Origin of the sequence: Variovorax sp. PBL-H6 (assembly GCF_901827155.1) — a bacterium.
GTDB lineage: Bacteria > Pseudomonadota > Gammaproteobacteria > Burkholderiales > Burkholderiaceae_C > Variovorax.
On record NZ_LR594659.1, the window covers coordinates 1,414,164 to 1,431,893 of the forward strand.

Annotated in this window: 18 protein-coding genes and 1 tRNA gene; 5 read left to right on the forward strand and 14 right to left on the reverse strand. The window is 66.9% G+C overall.

All coding sequences use genetic code 11. The features are described from left to right. Window positions 1–24: 24 nt before the first annotated feature. The 8 genes from G3W89_RS06685 to pbpC form a co-directional block, all read right to left on the reverse strand. Complete coding sequence (locus G3W89_RS06685; protein WP_162573356.1) at window positions 25–1,182, reverse strand: alpha-hydroxy acid oxidase; 1,158 nt, start codon at window positions 1,180–1,182, stop codon at window positions 25–27. 75 nt (window positions 1,183–1,257) lie between these two features. Next, entirely contained in the window at window positions 1,258–2,394 is a 1,137-nt protein-coding gene (locus tag G3W89_RS06690; protein ID WP_162573357.1) for an alpha-hydroxy acid oxidase, read from the reverse strand. An 8-nt stretch (window positions 2,395–2,402) separates the two neighbouring features. After that, window positions 2,403–3,386: a Bug family tripartite tricarboxylate transporter substrate binding protein gene (locus G3W89_RS06695; RefSeq protein WP_162573358.1), complete on the reverse strand. Its 984-nt coding sequence runs from the start codon at window positions 3,384–3,386 to the stop codon at window positions 2,403–2,405. Window positions 3,387–3,439: 53 nt separating this feature from the next. Next, a complete protein-coding gene (locus G3W89_RS06700; protein ID WP_162573359.1) occupies window positions 3,440–4,594 on the reverse strand; it encodes a mandelate racemase/muconate lactonizing enzyme family protein in 1,155 nt (384 codons plus the stop codon). Between the two features lie 116 nt (window positions 4,595–4,710). Beyond that, window positions 4,711–5,598, reverse strand: coding sequence for a LysR substrate-binding domain-containing protein (locus tag G3W89_RS06705; RefSeq protein ID WP_162573360.1), 888 nt, complete (start codon window positions 5,596–5,598; stop codon window positions 4,711–4,713). Further along, complete coding sequence (locus G3W89_RS06710) at window positions 5,582–6,319, reverse strand: aspartate/glutamate racemase family protein (protein ID WP_162573361.1); 738 nt, start codon at window positions 6,317–6,319, stop codon at window positions 5,582–5,584. Before G3W89_RS06710 ends, G3W89_RS06705 begins: the two co-directional genes overlap by 17 nt. Before the next feature lie 77 nt (window positions 6,320–6,396). Beyond that, entirely contained in the window at window positions 6,397–8,655 is a 2,259-nt protein-coding gene (locus tag G3W89_RS06715; protein ID WP_162573362.1) for a phosphocholine-specific phospholipase C, read from the reverse strand. Between the two features lie 158 nt (window positions 8,656–8,813). Next, on the reverse strand, window positions 8,814–11,027 hold the full coding sequence (pbpC, locus tag G3W89_RS06720) for a penicillin-binding protein 1C (protein ID WP_162573363.1): 2,214 nt from the start codon (window positions 11,025–11,027) through the stop codon (window positions 8,814–8,816). 141 nt (window positions 11,028–11,168) lie between these two features. Here pbpC and G3W89_RS06725 point away from each other — a divergent pair, with 141 nt between their 5' ends. Then, window positions 11,169–11,378, forward strand: coding sequence for a hypothetical protein (locus G3W89_RS06725; RefSeq protein WP_162573364.1), 210 nt, complete (start codon window positions 11,169–11,171; stop codon window positions 11,376–11,378). An 82-nt stretch (window positions 11,379–11,460) separates the two neighbouring features. Here the strand turns inward: G3W89_RS06725 and G3W89_RS06730 are convergent, their stop codons facing one another. The 4 genes from G3W89_RS06730 to G3W89_RS06745 all read right to left on the reverse strand — a co-directional run bounded on the left by G3W89_RS06730 (window position 11,461) and on the right by G3W89_RS06745 (window position 13,382). Next, a complete protein-coding gene (locus G3W89_RS06730) occupies window positions 11,461–11,877 on the reverse strand; it encodes a PaaI family thioesterase (RefSeq protein ID WP_162573365.1) in 417 nt (138 codons plus the stop codon). Window positions 11,878–11,895: 18 nt separating this feature from the next. Continuing rightward, a complete protein-coding gene (locus G3W89_RS06735; RefSeq protein WP_162573366.1) occupies window positions 11,896–12,192 on the reverse strand; it encodes a DUF2277 domain-containing protein in 297 nt (98 codons plus the stop codon). Window positions 12,193–12,328: 136 nt separating this feature from the next. Next, window positions 12,329–12,405 (reverse strand) — tRNA-Pro (locus G3W89_RS06740). 47 nt (window positions 12,406–12,452) lie between these two features. Then, on the reverse strand, window positions 12,453–13,382 hold the full coding sequence (locus G3W89_RS06745; RefSeq protein ID WP_162577358.1) for a polyprenyl synthetase family protein: 930 nt from the start codon (window positions 13,380–13,382) through the stop codon (window positions 12,453–12,455). A 245-nt stretch (window positions 13,383–13,627) separates the two neighbouring features. Between G3W89_RS06745 and rplU the strand changes: the two genes are divergently transcribed. The 4 genes from rplU to proB all read left to right on the forward strand — a co-directional run bounded on the left by rplU (window position 13,628) and on the right by proB (window position 16,477). Then, on the forward strand, window positions 13,628–13,939 hold the full coding sequence (rplU, locus tag G3W89_RS06750) for a 50S ribosomal protein L21 (protein WP_068680024.1): 312 nt from the start codon (window positions 13,628–13,630) through the stop codon (window positions 13,937–13,939). A gap of 12 nt (window positions 13,940–13,951) precedes the next feature. Further along, window positions 13,952–14,209 carry a 50S ribosomal protein L27 gene (gene rpmA / locus G3W89_RS06755; RefSeq protein WP_068680025.1) on the forward strand — a complete coding sequence of 86 codons (258 nt, stop codon included), beginning with the start codon at window positions 13,952–13,954 and terminating at the stop codon, window positions 14,207–14,209. Between the two features lie 68 nt (window positions 14,210–14,277). Further along, complete coding sequence (gene cgtA / locus G3W89_RS06760; RefSeq protein WP_162573367.1) at window positions 14,278–15,330, forward strand: Obg family GTPase CgtA; 1,053 nt, start codon at window positions 14,278–14,280, stop codon at window positions 15,328–15,330. Window position 15,331: 1 nt separating this feature from the next. Continuing rightward, window positions 15,332–16,477, forward strand: a complete 1,146-nt coding sequence (gene proB, locus G3W89_RS06765) for a glutamate 5-kinase (RefSeq protein ID WP_443083153.1) — start codon at window positions 15,332–15,334, stop codon at window positions 16,475–16,477. Between the two features lie 4 nt (window positions 16,478–16,481). Here the strand turns inward: proB and G3W89_RS06770 are convergent, their stop codons facing one another. Both G3W89_RS06770 and G3W89_RS06775 read right to left on the reverse strand, forming a co-directional pair. Beyond that, on the reverse strand, window positions 16,482–17,036 hold the full coding sequence (locus tag G3W89_RS06770; protein ID WP_232076373.1) for a CNP1-like family protein: 555 nt from the start codon (window positions 17,034–17,036) through the stop codon (window positions 16,482–16,484). Then, the gene (locus G3W89_RS06775; RefSeq protein WP_162577359.1) at window positions 17,023–17,682 is read right to left on the reverse strand and encodes an RNA pyrophosphohydrolase; all 660 of its coding nucleotides are present in this window, start codon (window positions 17,680–17,682) and stop codon (window positions 17,023–17,025) included. Before G3W89_RS06775 ends, G3W89_RS06770 begins: the two co-directional genes overlap by 14 nt. Window positions 17,683–17,730 lie beyond the last annotated feature (48 nt).

Below are 17,730 nucleotides of genomic sequence, written 5' to 3' on the forward strand. Positions count from 1 at the left end.
TCGCCCGAATGGAACAAGGCTGTATCAGAAAGTGCCCGGCAGCAGGATGCTCGAATCCACTTCGTCGATCTGCGTGCGTCCGCAGAAGGCCATCGTGAGGTCGAGCTCTCGCTGGAGGATCTGCAACGCGCGAGTCACGCCGGCCTCGCCGAACGCGCCGAGGGCGTAGAGAAAGCTGCGCCCGATCAACGTGCCGCGCGCCCCGAGCGCCCGCGCCTTCAGCACGTCCTGCCCGCTGCGAATGCCGCCGTCCATCCAGACCTCGATCTCCGTGCCGACTGCCTCGGCGATGGCCGGCAGCGCCTCGATCGAGGAGGGTGCGCCGTCGAGCTGGCGCCCGCCGTGGTTCGAGACGATCAGCGCATCGGCACCGCTTGAAGCCGCCAGCCGTGCATCTTCCACGTCCAGGATGCCCTTGAGAATCAGCGGTCCGCCCCAGAGCTTCTTGATCCATTCAACATCGGCCCAGCTCAAGGTCGGGTCGAACTGTTCGGCCGTCCACGACGACAGCGACGACAGGTCCTTCACCCCCTTGGCATGGCCGGCGATGTTGCCGAAGGTGCGGCGCTTCGTGCCCAGCATGCCCAGGCACCAGCGCGGCTTGGTCGCGAGATCGATGAGGTTCTTGAGCGTCGGCTTGGGCGGCGCCGTCAGTCCGTTCTTGATGTCCTTGTGCCGCTGGCCGAGGATCTGGAGGTCCAGCGTCAGCTGCAGCGCCGAGACGTTGGCGGCCTTGGCGCGCTCGATCAGCCGCTCGATGAAGTCGCGGTCGCGCATCACGTACAGCTGGAACCAGAATGGATGGCGGTCGGTGTTCTCGGCAATGTCCTCCAGCGAGCAGATGCTCATGGTCGACAGCGTGAACGGAATGCCGAAGGCCTTGGCCGCTCGCGCGCCCAGGATCTCGCCGTCGGCATGCTGCATGCCCGTGAGGCCGGTGGGCGCGATGGCCACCGGCATCGCCACCTCGTGGCCCACCATGGTCGTGCGTGTGGAGCGGCCTTCCATGTTCACGGCCACGCGCTGGCGCAGCTTGATCTTCTGGAAGTCGGCCTCGTTCGCACGGTAGGTGCCCTCGGTCCACGCGCCGGAGTCGGCGTAGTCGTAGAACATGCGCGGCACGCGCGACTGGGCGATCACTCGCAGGTCTTCGATGCAGGTGATCCGGGAAAGGTCGGGCACTCGGGGTCTCCTTGTGGGGATGCGCTGGGGTCCTCGATTATCGGGGTGCATCCACCCGGCACGCCTGTTGCTGCTCTACCCCAGCAGCACCCCCGCATCCACCTTCTCGATATCGGTGTGCCCGCAGAACGCCATCGTGAGGTCCAGCTCACGGTGGATGATCTGCAGCGCCCGCGTGACGCCCGACTCCCCCATTGCGCCCAGGCCGTAAAGCATCGAGCGGCCGATGTAGACGCCCCTGGCGCCGAGTGCGCGCGCCTTCAGCACGTCCTGGCCGCTGCGGATGCCGCCATCCATGTGCACCTCGATGCGGTGGCCCACGGCTTCGGCGATCCCGGGCAGCGCCGAGATGGACGAGGGCGCGCCGTCGAGCTGGCGCCCGCCGTGGTTGGAGACGATCAGCGCATCGGCGCCCGAGTCGACGGCCAACCTCGCGTCCTCCACGTCCTGGATGCCCTTGAGGATCAGCCTTGCGCCCCAGCGCCGGCGGATCCAGTCGACGTCCGCCCATGAGAGCGTCGGATCGAACTGCTTGTTGGTCCACTCCGATAGCGAGCGCATGGTCTCGATGCCCTTCACATGGCCGAAGACGTTGCCGAAGTTGCGCCGCTTCGTGCCCAGCATGCCCATGCACCAGCGCGGCTTGGTGGCCATGTTGCCGAGGTTGGCAAGCGTCGGCCTGGGCGGCACCGACAGGCCATTGCGCAGGTCCTTGTGGCGCTGGCCGATGATCTGCAGGTCCAGCGTCAGCACCAGGGCCGAGCAGTTCGCGGCCTTGGCGCGATCGATCAGGCGTGCCATGAAGTCGCGGTCGCGCATCACGTAGAGCTGGAACCAGAACGGCGTGCTCGTTGCGGCCGCGATGTCCTCGATCGAGCAGATGCTCATGGTCGAGAGCGTGAAGGGGATGCCGAACTTCTCGGCAGCCCTGGCCGCCAGGATTTCGCCGTCGGCATGCTGCATGCCCGTCATGCCGGTGGGCGCGATGGCCACCGGCATGGCAACCTCGGTGCCCGCCATCGTCGTGCGCGTGCTGCGCTGCTCGATGTTCACTGCCACGCGCTGGCGCAGCTTGAGGCGGTCGAAGTCGGCGGCGTTGGCGCGGTAGGTGCTTTCGGTCCAGGAGCCGGAGTCCACGTAGTCGTAGAACATGCGCGGCACGCGCTTCCTCGCGAGGACGCGCAGGTCCTCGATGCAGGTGATGACGCTCATCCGGCTTGCTACTGCGAGCTGATCTTCTGTTCGCTGATCAGCTTGCCCCAGCGCGCCGACTCCTGCGCGATCGCCGTGGCCAATTGCGCTGAAGGCATGAAGTCCGGTACCGCGCCCTGCAGCGCGGCGGCCTGGGGCAGGTCGGGTGCGCCCATGGCGGTGCGTGCCGCTTCGCCCAGCTTGTCGACGACCGCAGCGGGTGTACCAGCGGGCGCCAGCAGGAAGAGCCTCGGCGCCACGTCCACGCCGGGCACGGCGGTCGATAGCGCGGCAACGTCTTCAGCGCCCGGGAGCTTGTCGTTGCTCATCATCGCCAGCGCCCGCAGCTTGCCGCCCTTGGCCTGCGCCAGGCCGGCGGTCGCGCTGACCACGCCCAGCGGCACTTGGCCGCTGATCACGTCGGGCACGATCTGCGCGGCACCGCGGTAGGGGATGTGCAGCGCGAAGGTGCCCGACTGTCCCTTCAGCATCTCGAAGCCCAGGTGGTGCACCGTGCCCACGCCCGAGGTGGCGAAGGAATAGAAGCCGGGCCTGGCCTTGAGGGCCGCCACCAGCTCGCGCGGGTTCCTGGCGGGAAAGTCGTTGCCGGCCACGATCAGCAGCGGCGACTTGAACAGCCCCGCGACCGGCACGAAGCTCTTGATCGGATCGAAAGTGAGCTTGGCCTGCATGTACTTGGCGATCAGCGTCGAGCTGTCGCCCAGCAGCAGCGTGTAGCCGTCGGGTGCGGCCTTGGCGACCGCATCGCCGGCGATGACTCCGGCAGCCCCCGCACGGTTCTCCACCACCACCTGTTGGCCAAGCAGGGCGGACAGCCGCGGCGCGATCAGCCGTGCCATTGCATCGACGCCGCCGCCGGCGGAGTAGCCCACCAGCAGGCGGATAGGGCGATCGGGGTAGGTGCCTTGCGCCGAGGCGAGGTTCGCGTGCCCGGCCAGCAGGGCGGCGCCGAGTGCGAGCAGCGCGCGGCGGTGGGGGGTGAATGGCTTCATCGTCTTGTCTCCGGAAATCTTGTGTGGACTCGTGTGATGCGTTTGGCGCGCGTTCAGGCCTTGCCGACGCCGCGCGAGCCTGGGCGCTTCGCCAGCTCGGCCACGCGCTCGCGGTTCGGCTCGAAGCCCAGGCCCGGCTTCTCGGGGAGCGCGAGCACGCCTTCGCTCGGCACCGGCAGATCATCGAACACCAGCTTGCAGCAGTCGACGGCCACCGAGTGGTATTCGACCAGCGAGCCGTTGGCCAGCCCCGCGTGCAGGTGCATGTTGTGGTGCGGCCAGGCGCCGCCGTTGGCGAAGCGCGCGTTGAAGGCTTGCGCCATGCCGGCAATCCGCAGGCACTGCGTGAAGCCGCCGGTGATGCAGGCGTTCGGCTGCACCACGTCCACGGCCTGCGCGACCAGCATGTCGCGGAAGCGGCTGGCCTGGCCTTCGTTCTGCCCCGCGGCGAGCGGGATCGATGTCTTGTGGCGCAGCTTCACCAGGTTGGGAATGTCGTTCTGCGAGACCGGCTCCTCGAAGAAGCTGATGCCGTATTCCTCGATGCGCTGCGCCAGCGAGAGCGCGTGGAAGTAGTCGAGGCTGCAGTTGGCGTCGATGTAGATCTGCACTTCGGGCCCCACCGCCTCGCGCACGGCGCGAATTCGCTGGACGTCCTCGGCGATGAGCGTGTCCAGCGGGCGCGGCTCGTCGCGCCGCGCGAGGCCGTGGTGGCCCACGGTCATCTTCAGGCGCTTGAAGCCGCGCTCGACCCAGCTCTGCGCCGCGGCGGCGAGCTCGTCGCGCTCGTAGAAGGCGAAGCCGAAGGTGGCATACACCGGCACCTCGGCGCGCGCGCCGCCCAGCAGGCGCCAGCAGGGCTGGCCCAGGGCCTTGCCTTTCAGGTCCCACAGCGCGAGGTCGAGCGCGGCGATGGCATGGCTGGCATAGCCTGATTGGCCGCGGGGCGTGAGCAGCCAATAGAGGCGCTCCCAGATCTGCTCGTGCCGCAGCGGGTCCATGCCGACCAGCGCATGGGCGACGATGTCGTTGACCACCGAGGCGATGACCTCCTCCTCGGTGATGGCGGTCATGCCGGTACCGACCAGGCCTTCGTCGGTCTCGACGTCGACGAGGCAAAGGGAGAGCGAGGTGGTCTTGCTGCGCCCCGCGACCTCCACCGAAACCGGCAGATGCAGGGGCGTGGCCGCGACGCGGGTGATCTTCATGGGGGCGTGTCTCCTGGTTGGGGCGCAGTGTAGGAAGGCCGTCCCGAGCCTCACAAGCATCCGGCGCGAAGCCCGCTTTCGCGAAGCACGAAATCAGGGTTTGCCCAGGCTCACCGTCAGCGCAGCAGGAAGTCGATCAGCGTCAGCGTGGCCGGCGCGGGCTCCACGCCGCTGCGCAGCGCGATGCGGTGGGTGCGCGCGGCCCAGGCGTCCGTGAGCGGCACCGTGGCCAGCGGCAGGCTGGCGAGTTGCGGGCCCACCGCCTGCAGCGGAAGCACGGCGACGCCCAGGCCGCCCGCGACCATGCGGCAGACAGCATCGAAGCTGCGCATCTGCATGCGGATCTTCAGCGCCTTGCCGGACAGAGAGGCCGAGCGCATCAACCGACTGGAGAGTGCGGTGCCGTCGTGCAGTGCAATGAACTGTTCGTCGAGTGCCTGCTCCAGCGCCAGCGGCGCGGTGCCGGCCAGCGCGTGGCCGGCCGGCACCACGAGCACCAGCGTGTCGGAGAAGCAGTCGGTGAGCGTGATGCCGTGCGGCGCGTGCGCCATGTCCACGATGCCGAGGTCGGCGCGCCCCTCGAGCAGCATCAGCGGGATGTCGAGGCTGCCGTGCTCCACGACATCGATGCGGATCAGCGGATGCTCGCGCGCCATGCGGTCGAGCTTGGCGGGCAGTACTTCCAGCATGGCCGAGGTGTTGGCCGCCAGCCGCACGTGGCCTTGCAGGCCCTTCGCGTAGTCGTGCAGGTCGACCGAGAGCCGGTCCATGTCGACCAGGATCTCGCGGCCGCGCCGCACCAGCATCTGGCCCGCGGGCGTGAGCCGCACGCCACGGGAGGAGCGCTCGAAGACGCGCAGGCCGAGCGCTTCTTCCAGCGCCGTGATGCGCGCGCTCGCGGCCGCCACCGCAAGCTGCAGCCGGTCGCCGGCGGCGCTGATGGAGCCGAGCTCCGCTGCCGCGACGATCACGCGCAGCGTCGCGAGATCAAGCGGCTCGTTCAAGCGCGGTCTCGGGCGCGAACAGGCGGCCGTGGCCGGACGAAGCGGGGTCGAGGCCGGCTGCGCGCATCAGGTCCCAGAAGCCGGCGGGCGAGCTCGAAGTGACGGGCAAGCCGAGCTTGTTTTCAAGTGGCACGTGGATGTCCAGCGTCAGCAGGCCGCCGCAGGAGATCAGCAAGCCCTGGGCCGAGCGGTCGGCTGCCACGGTGCGCTCGGCCAGCGCCATCAGCGTTTCGCCCGTTACCTGGCCGACGGCTTCGACGCCCGTGATGGACAGGCCTTCGATATGCGTGACCGTGATGCCGCAACTGGCGAGATACGACACCAGCCGTTGGTTCAGCGTGTCGATGTAGGCGGTGGCGACCGCAACGCGCCGGATGCCGAGCGCGCGCAGGCTGTCGACGATGGCGTGGCTCATGGTGGTGCAGGGCAGGCCGGTGGCTTCCTGCATGCGATCGCGCAGCGCGTTGGTGAATTCGAGCCCGCGGTAGAAGCTGAGCGAGGTGCCCATCAGCGAGACGGCCTGGGCACCGGCGTCGCGCAGTTCGACCGCGAGTGCGAGGATGCGGTCGACCACCGTGTCGAAGCCCTCAGGCGAGATGCCCGGGATGCCGAGGCCGCGCGCGATGAAGCGCACGTCGCACCCGCCGTAGAGTGCCTGCCCGTCGTTCGGGACGAGGCCTGCGGCGGGCGGCACGATGAGGCCGAGGGTGCTTGTCGTCATGTCGTGGTCTCCGGATGCTCGAGTGGTCTCAAGCGCCGGATTGTGCGGCAAGCGACGGCAGCCCCTGCCTCTCCGTTTCAGCCTTGCAGATGCAGCGCCATCGCGGGGTCGCTGACACCCGGCCTGCCGCTCTCGATACGGCCGGCGAAGCGGCGCTCGAAGTTGTCCGCCGTGACCGTGAAGTCGTACCAGTCGCCGCTCTTCCCGAGGTTCCAGTGCTGGTCGTCGATCTCGCCGGGCTTGATCTTCTTCATCAACCACGGGCCATCGTCACGGTAGGCATTGGACGTGATCGTGACGCTGCCGGCTTCCTTGCCGCTGTTGCGTACCCTCAGGTGGAGCTGGCCGCTGCGGGCCTGATGGCCGACCTGGATCTCGGGCTTGAAGTGAGCGGTGTCATGGAACAGCGCGTCGCCCTTGAAGGTTCGCACGAAGCCGTTGGGGCCGTAGACCCAGAGCTCGTACTTGCCGCTGTCGGAGGCGCCGGTGTTCCAGGTGTCGCTCAGCGTCTTGCCGGGCTCCACGGTGTAGCGGCGCGGAATGCGGTCCAGGTGCAGCTTGTCGTAGACGTGGAACACGGCGCCCTGCTTGCCGGTGTTGGCGAATAGTAGCGAGAGCATGCCTCGCGACTCCACCCGCGCATTGGTGTGCAGCTCGTACGGGAGTGCACGCGACGGGCGCACCCCGATCTCCTGGAACAGCGCCTGCGGCGTGGCGGGCGCGGTCGTCACCGGCGCCGTGGGCAGCAGCCTCTGCGCCGCATTGATCGCAGGGAAGTTGCTCGTGTCGGGCAACTGGGGGAAAACCGGATCGTTCGGGCTGACGAAGTCGAAGCAGGAGGTGAGGTCGCCGCAGACGGCGCGGTGCCACGGGCTGATGGCGTCCACCGTGATGCCGAAGCGCTTCTCCAGGAACATGCCTACCGAGGTGTGGTCGAACACCTGCGAGTCGACCCAGCCGCCCTTGCTCCACGGCGACACCACGTACATCGGGACGCGCGAACTCAGGCCCCACGGGCGAATCTTGCCGCTCGTGGTGTCATTGACGTTCAGGTAGTTGCCCAGCGAGGCATCGAAATATTCACCGTCCAGGGCCACTGTGGACTTGCCCATCAGGTTGCCGCTGGCGTCATACGACGGCACCGCTGGCATCGGCAGGTGGTCGAAGAAGCCGTCGTTCTCGTCGAAGGTCACGAACAGGACCGTCTTGCTCCAGACTTTCGGATTGGACGTCAGCGCGTTCAGCACGTCCGCGATGAAGTCGGCCGCGCCGGCCGTGCCTTCGCTGCTGCCGGGATGCTCGGCCAGTGCCTGCGTCGGCAGCACCCACGAGACCTGCGGCAGGGTGTCGTTGGTCACGTCCTGCTTGAGCTGGGCGAGGAAATTGACAGCGCCGTCCGCCGACGCGGGGCCGCCCGTCAGGCCGTGCTCGTAGATCGGCGAACCGGGCTGCGCAGTGCGGAAACTCTGAAAGGCAAGGCATCCGTGCATGGCGCCCGTCCAGTTGTTGTTCATGTTCTGGTAGATGTGCCAGCTGATGCCCGCCTTTTGCAGGACATCCGGCAACGTGGCCCATTTGAAGGAGGTGTTGACGTACTTGTAGTTGTGGGCACCCGTTGCGGGGTCTACCTGACCCGACCCGTCTGCCTGCTGAGCCCTGCCCGCGACCCAGTTGGACGGGCTGGGCCAGCAGCGCGAATTGACGGGCTCGGAATCAGCGTGCGTGCTGTTGATGCCCTGCTTGCGCAACTCCGGGTTGAAGTTGGAACCCGACCAGAAAACGATGCGGTTCGGGTCGGTGCCGGTGAGGACGGAACAGTGATATCCGTCGCAAATCGTGAAGGCATCTGCCAGCGCGTACTGGAACGGAATGTCGTCACGCAGGTAATAGCCCATCGTCGCCTGATTCTTGAACTGAATCCAGCGATCCATCTTTCCCTGGTTCCATGCGGCCTGCTGATCGGGAAAATTGTGCGGCGTGCCGGATCCGATCAGCGCTTTGCCGATCCTGGAATCGCGGCGAAAGGGCTGGATCTCCGCGCCGCCGCTGGGGTTGGGTTGGAAATACACCGACTTGCCGCTCGCCAGCGGAATCGGGAAGCGGTCGCCGAAGCCGCGCACGCCGCGCATGGCGCCGAAGTAGTGGTCGAAGCTGCGGTTCTCCTGCATCAGGATGACGATGTGCTGGACGTCCTCGATGGAGCGGGACTTGACTTGCGCCTCGACGGCCAGCGCGCGGCGGATCGAGGGCGGCAGCACGGTAAGCGCGGAAGCGGCGCCCAGGGCGCCTGCGGTCTTGCGAAGGAAGTCGCGTCGTGGGGGAATGTTCGTGGCCATGGCTTCAGAGGTGGTTTGACCTCGATGAGCTTAGGAAGCGGCGATGACAGGACTGTGAATCGTGCTCGAAGCGCCATGCCGAAACAGGGAGCGGAATTCAATTCGGGGCCGGGCTATCCGCCGATGGGAATGCACGGCATTGCTTCCTGGGCGCCGATTTACTTGGCCGTCACCCGCTTCACGCCGGCGCCGCGCACTTCGAGCCTGACCTGATCGACCACCTGCCCGCGCGCATCGAGCAGCGCCACCACGTGCCGGCCGGGCCAGGGCAGCCATTGGGCGCTCGCGCCGCGCGCGAAGGGCTTGCCGTCGATGCGCCACGCGAGGCCGCTGCCCTCCGCCTCGAAGCGCACGCGCTGGTGGCGCGGCGGGATGTCGGGATCGAGCGCGATGATGGTGCCGTCTGTGGGGGCGGTGATGCGAGGCGCCGGGTCCGTACCTTCGGCTGGCAGCTCGAAGCGTGGCTGCTCGGTGCCGGCGATGAACCATTCCTCGCGCGCTGCTTCCAGCTCGTCGCTGAAGCGCACGCGCATGCGGACCAGGCCCGGCGGCGCGTCGGGTGCACGGCTGCGCTCGCGGCGGTGGAGGAAGCCCATGAGCTCGGCCCAGATAGGCGCGGCGCCGCTGGTGCCGCTCACGTCCCACATCGGCGCGCCGCTCGCGTTCCCCACCCACACGCCGATCGTGTAGCGCTCCGACCAGCCGACCGCCCAGTTGTCGCGCATGTCCTTGCTGGTGCCGGTCTTCACCGCGCTCCAGAAGCGTGTGCCCAGCACGCTGTCGAGGCCGAAGGTGGGCGCGCGAGCGTTGGCGTCGCTCAGGATGTCGCCAACGATGAAAGCGGCACGCGGATCGATCGCGTGCTGCTCGCCGCCTCGGCCGCTTGCCGGAGAAGGCGGGGGTGAGGACGGGGCCGCCAACAGGATGCGCGTCGCGCCGAACCTTCCTCCGTTCGCCAGCGTCCGGTAGCCATTCGCCAGCGCCAGCAGCGATACCTCGGCGCTCCCCAGCGCCAGGCTGTACCCGTAATAGTCCCCGTTCTGCGCCAGACTGAGCCCCGCCGCTCGCAGTTGGCGTGCAAATGCTTCCGGCGAGACCATCACCAGGGTACGCACCGCCGGCACGTTGAGCGACGCCGCGAGCGCAGTGCGAACCGAGACGTGCCCCTTGAAATGGCGGTCGTAGTTCTGTGGGATGTAGAGGCCGGCCGCCGTGCTGATCTGCGCCGAGGAGTCGTCGAGCAGCGAGGCCGCGGTGAGCCTTCGCTCGGCGATCGCCTGTGCATAAAGCAGCGGCTTGAGCGTGGATCCAGGCTGGCGCTGCGCCACCACGCCATCGACCTCGGCCGCACGGCTCAGCGCGCCGGAGGAGCCGACCCAGGCGAGCACCTCGCCGCTGGCGTTGTCGAGCACCACCAGTGCGCCGTCCTCGACATTGCGGCCGCGCAGTTCGTTGAGGTGACGCTGCAGGGTCGTGAGCGCAAAGCGTTGCAGCGGCGCTCGCAGGGTGGTGCGAATGTCCCCTTGCTCCCTCTCCCTTCGAGAGAAGTTGGGGGTGAGGGCGCTCGTCGGACCGTCGCCTTCTTTCAGCGCTCGCCGCGCCAGATGCGGCGCGATGCCTTCACTCGCCTCGAAGGCCTTGCGTTGCAATGCCGCGCTCGCGAACAGGTCGAGCGCCTCGCAATTCACCTTGGCGCCCGCGTCCATGGCGCGCATCACCTCGCAGGCGCGTTGCGCCACTACCGCGGCCTTCGCATTCGGGGCACGCACCAGCACTGCCGCGACCGCCGCCTCGCGCGCATCGAGCCCATGCGGCGCCTTGCCGAAGAGGGTACGAGAGAGCGCATCGATGCCGACGATCTCGCCGCGGAACGGCACGGTGTTGAGATAGCCCTCGAGGATCTGGTCCTTGCGCCATTGCCGTTCGAGCTGCTGCGCCGCGAACGTCTGCCCGAGCTTCTGCGCCAGATCGCGCCCGCCGCTGCCGCGCCGCAGGTCGTCATCGAGCAGGCCAGCGAGCTGCATCGTGATGGTGGAGGCGCCGCGCGTGCGCGTGTTCCACAAGTTGCCCCAGGCGGCGGCCGAGACCGCGCGCCAGTCGACGCCGCTGTGCTCGTAGAAGCGCTTGTCTTCGCTCAGCAGCATCGCGGTGCGCAGGGCCGGAGAGATATCGGCCAATGCAGTCCATCGGCCGCGGCGTACGGTGGCATCGGTGCGCACGCGCTGGAGCAACTCGCCATCCCGGTCGAGCACCCGCACGTCGGAAGGGCGAAAGTCGCGCTTCACATCTTCGAAGCGCGGCAGCGCTTGCGCCGGGCCCGTCAAGGCGGCGAGCAGGCTGAGCGCCAGCAGGGCTTTTGGAGTGCGCGGCATAGGGGCCGCCAGCTTGCCACAGGATGCGGACCGGGCACGCGGATGCGGCGGGGGACTACTTGCAAACGGGTCTGCGCACGGGTTGCCGGCGCCCGTCGCGCCGCGCATCTTGAGCACCTATCGACCGTTCAAGGAGATCCGATGAAAACACTTGCCGCCCTGCTGATTGCTGCAACCGCAGCCCTGGCCGGCTGCGTGGCCGTGCCGTACGACAGTGGTCGGTCCCCGCCCCGCGGGGGCTACGCGGACCGTGACCGCGACGGCGTGCCCAATCGCTATGACCGCGATCGGGACAATGACGGCGTTCCGAACCGCTACGACAGCCGGCCGAACAATCCGAACCGGCGTTGAGGCGCTGCTGGGCCCTGCCATTGTTGGCGGCCGCCCGTTCCGACGATGAGCGTGCGCACGAGGAGCCTTCTGCCGGTGAGCTCTAGGCGTCCAGTATCAGTTGCGTCTGCGTGACCACGGCGCACAGCTTGCCTTCCGCGGACCGGATCGTGGTCTGCCAAACCATGGTGGTCCGGCCCCGATGCAGGGCGAGGCTCTCGCCCGTGACCGTGGTGTTCACGCGCGCGCCGCCGATGAACTTGGTGCTGGAGTCGGTCGTTGTCGTCCGCTTGCCCTGCGGCATGTTGATCACGGTGCCGATTGCCCCGAGCGTGTCGGCGAAGGCCATGTAGGCGCCGCCGTGCAGGATGCCGCCGGCAGTACAGAGATCGGGACGGACGAACAGCTCGGCAATCACGCGCTCTGACTCGATCGTAAGGAGGCGAACGCCCATGAGGCCGGGAAACAGCGGCTCGAGAATTTTCTGAACGGCTTCGAGCGCCGGTAGAAGCTGGGTCATGCGACGGCTTTCCTCGTGTTATTCGGGAGAGAAGGGCTTGTACGGCTTGGGTCCGAATCGGTCTGCCGACTTGGCGCGCGCGCGCTCGGCCTCGATCTCCCGGTCGCGCGGATCGGCCGTGGTCACCAGTGAATCGATCAACCTCCGTGCTGTGCTCGCGACGTCTTCAACGGCGCGCTGGAAGGCCTCCTGATTGAGCTTTGACGGGCTGTTGAAGCCGCTGAGCTTGCGCACGAACTGCAGCGACGCAGCGCGTATTTCCTCATCCGCCGCGGGCGGTTCGAAATTGAACAAGGTCTTGATGTTCCGGCACATGGTCGCTCCATGGAAGAGATGGCGGTGCTCTTCAGGATCCGCCCCATTCAGCCGGCGGGCGGAACTCGGGGGGTCGACGAATCGCCGCTGCGACTCTGCCGAACTCCGCGCCGAATGGCGGATTCAACAGTCAATGTGGTCGGGGTGAGAGGATTCGAACCTCCGGCCTCTACGTCCCGAACGTAGCGCTCTACCAGGCTAAGCTACACCCCGATGGTTGCGAGAAAAAAATCGACCTTTCGGCCCACTGTCGTGAGGTGTCAGGCGCGCCGCTCAAGCAACTGAGCTGCCAATTGTAGCAAACCCGACGCGTGCGAATTCGCCGGAAAACCGGCCAGCGCATCGATCGCGCGCTGGGCTTCGGCAGCGGCGGCGGCGCGCGTGGCGTCCAGGGCGCCTGTTTCTCGCACGATGGCGACGATCTGAGGCAACTGGGTGGTGTTGCCGGCTTCAATCGCGGTGCGGATGAGGTCGCGCTGTGCCGGCGTGCCGCGCTGCATGGCGAGGATCAGCGGCAGGGTGGTCTTGCCCTCACGCAGGTCGTCTCCGACGTTCTTGCCGGTTTCGCTGGCATCGCCGGCATAGTCGAGCACGTCGTCGATGACCTGGAAGGCGGTGCCGAGCGCTCGCCCGTAGGCCGCGCAGGCTTCTTCCCTTTCCGGTGCAACGCCGGCCAGCACCGCAGCCAGGCGAGTGCTGGCCTCGAACAGCTTGGCGGTCTTCGAGCGGATCACACGGAGATAGGCGTCTTCATCGAGCGAGGCGTCGTGCATGTTCATCAGCTGCAGCACCTCGCCCTCGGCGATCACATTGGTGGCCTCGGCCAGGATCTCCATGACCCGGATGTCGTGGGCGTCCAGCATCATCTGGAAGGCCCGGGAATAGAGGAAATCCCCCACCAGCACACTGGCCGGATTGCCGAAGGACTCGTTGGCAGTGGGACGGCCACGCCGCAGTGTGGATTCGTCGACGACATCATCGTGCAGCAAAGTCGCGGTGTGAATGAATTCAACGACTGCGGCCAGGTTGAATCGCTGTTCGCCCTGATAGCCCAACGCGCCTGCCATCAGCAGCAGCAGGGCCGGGCGCAGCCGCTTGCCACCCGCCGAGATGATGTATTGCGATACCTGTCGCACCAGGGGGACGCCGGTGTCGAGGCGGCGGGCGATCACGAGATCGACCCCGGCCATGTCCTCGGCAATCAGGCTGAGCACGGCGGCGGCGGGGGAGTTATCGGGGGGGGGAGCTGACAAGGCGAAGGCGCTCGTGCGCTGCTTTGAAGAACGGACGGCCGGGGCCGGAACGCCGAGATTATAGGGAGCCAGGTGGTCCCTGCGCCCCAACGGCTGAGCGTGTGTTCCGAGAACCGTCTCGCGTGCTAGAATCTTGGGCTCTGCGGAATTCGCCGTAGAGCCATCTTCCTCAAGAGGTTTACATGTACGCGGTCATAAAAACCGGCGGCAAGCAGTATCGCGTTGCTTCCGGCGAAAAAATTAAAGTAGAACAGATTGCTGCGGACGTAGGCCAGGAAATCGTGATCGATCAGGTGCTCGCAGTCGGCGACGGCAGCGCTCTCAAGATCGGTACGCCCCTGGTGTCCGGCGCAACGGTTACGGTCACCGTGCTGTCGCATGGCAAGCACGACAAGGTTCGCATCTTCAAGATGCGCCGTCGCAAGCACTATCAAAAACGTCAAGGCCATCGCCAGCAGTTCACGGAGCTGCAAATCGGCGCGATCGCCGGCTAAGGAGCTGACACCATGGCACAGAAAAAAGGCGGCGGCTCTACGCGAAACGGGCGCGATTCCAAGCCCAAGATGCTCGGCGTGAAGGCGTTCGGCGGCGAGCTGATCAGCGCAGGCTCGATCATCGTGCGCCAGCGCGGCACGCAGTTCCACCCCGGCACCAACGTCGGCGTGGGCAAGGACCACACGCTGTTCGCGCTGGTGGACGGCCACGTGTCCTTCGGCACCAAGGGCGCGCTCAACAAGCACACGGTCAGCGTGACGCCGGCCTGAGCCCGTCACTTCGATCCGCTCGAAGCCCCGCTTTGTCGGGGCTTCTTCATTTGTAAACTGGACATCTCATGAAGTTCGTGGACGAAGCCTTCATCGACATCGCCGCCGGCGATGGCGGCAACGGATGCGTGTCGTTCCGCCATGAGAAGTACAAGGAATTCGGGGGGCCGGACGGCGGCGACGGCGGCCGCGGCGGCCATGTCTTCGCGGTGGCCGATCCCAACCTCAATACGCTGGTGGACTTCCGCTTTTCGCGCCGCCACGACGCCCGGCGCGGCCAGCATGGCATGGGCTCGGACATGTTCGGCGCCGCTGGCGACGACATCACGCTCAAGATGCCGGTGGGCACCATCATCAGCGATGCCGAGACCGGCGAGGTGTTGTTCGAGCTGCTGACGCCCGGCGAGAAGATCATCATTGCCAAGGGCGGCGACGGCGGTTTCGGCAACCTGCGCTACAAGAGCGCCATCAATCGCGCTCCGCGGCAGAAGACGCCGGGCTGGCCCGGCGAGCGCAAGAGCCTCAAGCTCGAGCTGAAGGTGCTGGCTGACGTCGGCCTGTTGGGGATGCCCAACGCGGGCAAGTCCACGCTCATCAGCGCCATTTCCAATGCGCGCCCTCGCATCGCCGACTACCCTTTCACCACGCTGCATCCCAATCTTGGCGTGGTGCGCGTGGGACCCGAGCAGAGCTTCGTGGTCGCCGACCTGCCGGGACTGATCGAGGGCGCCTCGGAAGGCGCCGGACTGGGCCACCAGTTCCTGCGCCATCTGCAGCGCACGCGGTTGCTGCTGCATGTGGTGGATCTGGCTCCCTTCGACGAGACCGATCCTGTCGCGCAGGCCAAGGCCATCGTCGGCGAGCTCAAGAAATACGATGCGGCGCTGTACGAGAAGCCGCGCTGGCTGGTGCTCAATAAGCTGGACATGATCCCGGTCGAGGAGCGCGCCTCGAAGGTGAAGGACTTCGTCAAGCGCCTGCGTTTCAAGGGCCCCGTGTTCGAGATCTCCGCATTGACCCGAGAGGGCTGCGAGTCGCTGGTAAAGGCGGTCTATCAGCACGTCAAGGCGCAACAGGTCGCAGAGCAGCCGCCGACCGAGATCGATCCGCGCTTTGCCTGACATGACTGCTACGCCCATGACCGCTTCCACTGCTCTGCGCGATGCGCGCCGCCTCGTCGTCAAGGTGGGATCCAGCCTCGTCACGAACGAGGGCCGTGGCCTCGACGATCAGGCCATCGGCGAGTGGTGCCGCCAGCTCGCAGCCCTGGTCCATGATGGCCGCGAGGTCGTGATGGTGTCTAGCGGGGCCATCGCCGAGGGCATGAAGCGCCTGGGCTGGCGCACGCGACCGCACGAGGTCCACGAACTGCAGGCCGCAGCGGCGGTCGGCCAGATGGGCCTGGCCCAGATCTACGAGACCAAGCTGCGCGAGAACGGCCTGGGCAGCGCCCAGGTGCTGCTGACCCATGCCGACCTCGCCGATCGCGAGCGCTACTTGAACGCGCGCTCCACGCTCGTGACCTTGCTCGCGCTCGGCGTGGTGCCGGTCATCAATGAGAACGACACGGTGGTCAACGACGAGATCAAGTTCGGCGACAACGACACCTTGGGTGCGCTGGTCGCGAACCTTGTGGAGGCTGATGCGCTGGTGATCCTCACCGACCAGAGGGGCCTCTACACCGCCGATCCGCGCAAGAACCCCGATGCGCGCTTTGTCGACGAGGCCGCCGCAGGCGATCCCGCACTGGAGGCCATGGCCGGTGGGGCGGGTAGCAGCATCGGCCGTGGCGGCATGATCACCAAGATCCTGGCCGCGAAGCGTGCCGCAGGCTCTGGCGCTTCCACCGTCATCGCCTGGGGCCGCGAGCCCGATGCCCTGCTGCGCCTGTCGCGTGGGGAGTCCATTGGCACCCTGCTGGTCGCGCAGACCGCCAAGCACCAGGCTCGCAAGCGCTGGATGGCAGATCACCTTCAACTGCGCGGCTCCGTCACTGTCGATCCGGGCGCCGCGGCCAAGGTACGCGGCGAAGGCAAGAGCCTGCTGCCCATCGGCATGACCGGCGTCGAGGGTGAGTTCTCCCGTGGCGATGTGATCGCGGTGAGGGATGGCGCCGGCGCCGAACTGGCCCGGGGGCTCGCCAACTATTCAAGCGCCGAGGCGCGGCTCTTGTGCCGCAAGCCTTCTGCCGAGTTCGAACGCCTGCTGGGCTACGCGGCCGAACCGGAAATGGTGCACCGGGACAACATGGTCCTGACGCCCGGCTGAAGTCTCAGGGGAGCTCGCGCAACGGGTTCTTCATCTGCTGGACCATCTCTCGTACCGAGGCGCGCGGTGCATGGCCGCGGCAGACGCCCTGCAGCGCCAGCTCCTTGGCATAGCGCGAACCGCGGTCGTCGATGCGCTTCCATTCCGGTGTCTTCGCGAGCTGCCAGGCCCCGTCGCCGTAGCGCGCGTACTGCTTGACCTCTTCCGAGGCGCAGCGGATCCCTTCATAGAAGGCGTTGGTGCCGCCACCCGCCTTGCTGTTGGCCACCACCACGTAGCGGACAACGCCATCGCCCGTCACGCTGAGGGTGGCCGGGTCGACGCCGAACTTGAGCGACGAATAGGCCGGCATCTCGAGGGGGATCAACCGGCTCTCGTTGAAGGGGGGAGGCGGCGGCACGTCGGCCTCCTTCCACTCGTCCGCCTGAGCTGTGATCTTGGGCGGCGGCGGCATGCCGGTCTGGGCCCAATCCGGGTTGTCCGTGTCTCTGGCCGGCGACCCGCAGGCAGAAAGCGCGCCCGCAAGGGCGAGCACGAGAACGGGCCTAGCGCGGCGCATGAAGAGGGTCGTTGGTCGAGGACGGATCGGGCGCGGGATGAGGAGCATTGGGATTTGGATCGAAGCTGGCCCCGGGGGGCAGCTCGAAGTTGGGTTCATGGCCTGTGCCTGGCGGATGGCGCTCGAATTCGCGAGCGCGCACGTTGCTGCGCAGGAACCGGTTGCGGAAGTCTTGCCGGGGCAGGTAGCGGGCCAGTTCGGTCAGCGCCATCTCGTAGACGCCGCGCTTGAATTCAACCACCACATCGAGCGGGACCCAGTAATCGTGCCAGCGCCAAGCGTCGAACTCGGGGTGATCAGTGGCGCGAAGGTTCAGGTCCCAGTCGTGCCCCATCAGCTGCAGCAGATACCAGATCTGTTTCTGGCCCTTGTAGTGCCCACGTGCATCACGGCGGATGAACCGGTCTGGCACCTCGTAGCGCAACCAGTCGCGGGTACGGGCCACGATGCGCACGTGCTCCGGCTGGAGTCCGACTTCTTCGTGCAGTTCCCGGAACATGGCTTGCTCGGGATTCTCGCCGCGATCGATGCCGCCTTGCGGGAACTGCCAGGAATGGGTCCGGATGCGCTTGCCCCAGAAAACCTGGTTCTTCTGGTTGAGCAGGATGATGCCGACGTTGGGCCTGAAGCCGTCGCGGTCGAGCATAATCAAACCCCAATTTTTTGAACTGAGTCGATTATGCATGCCGGGTCG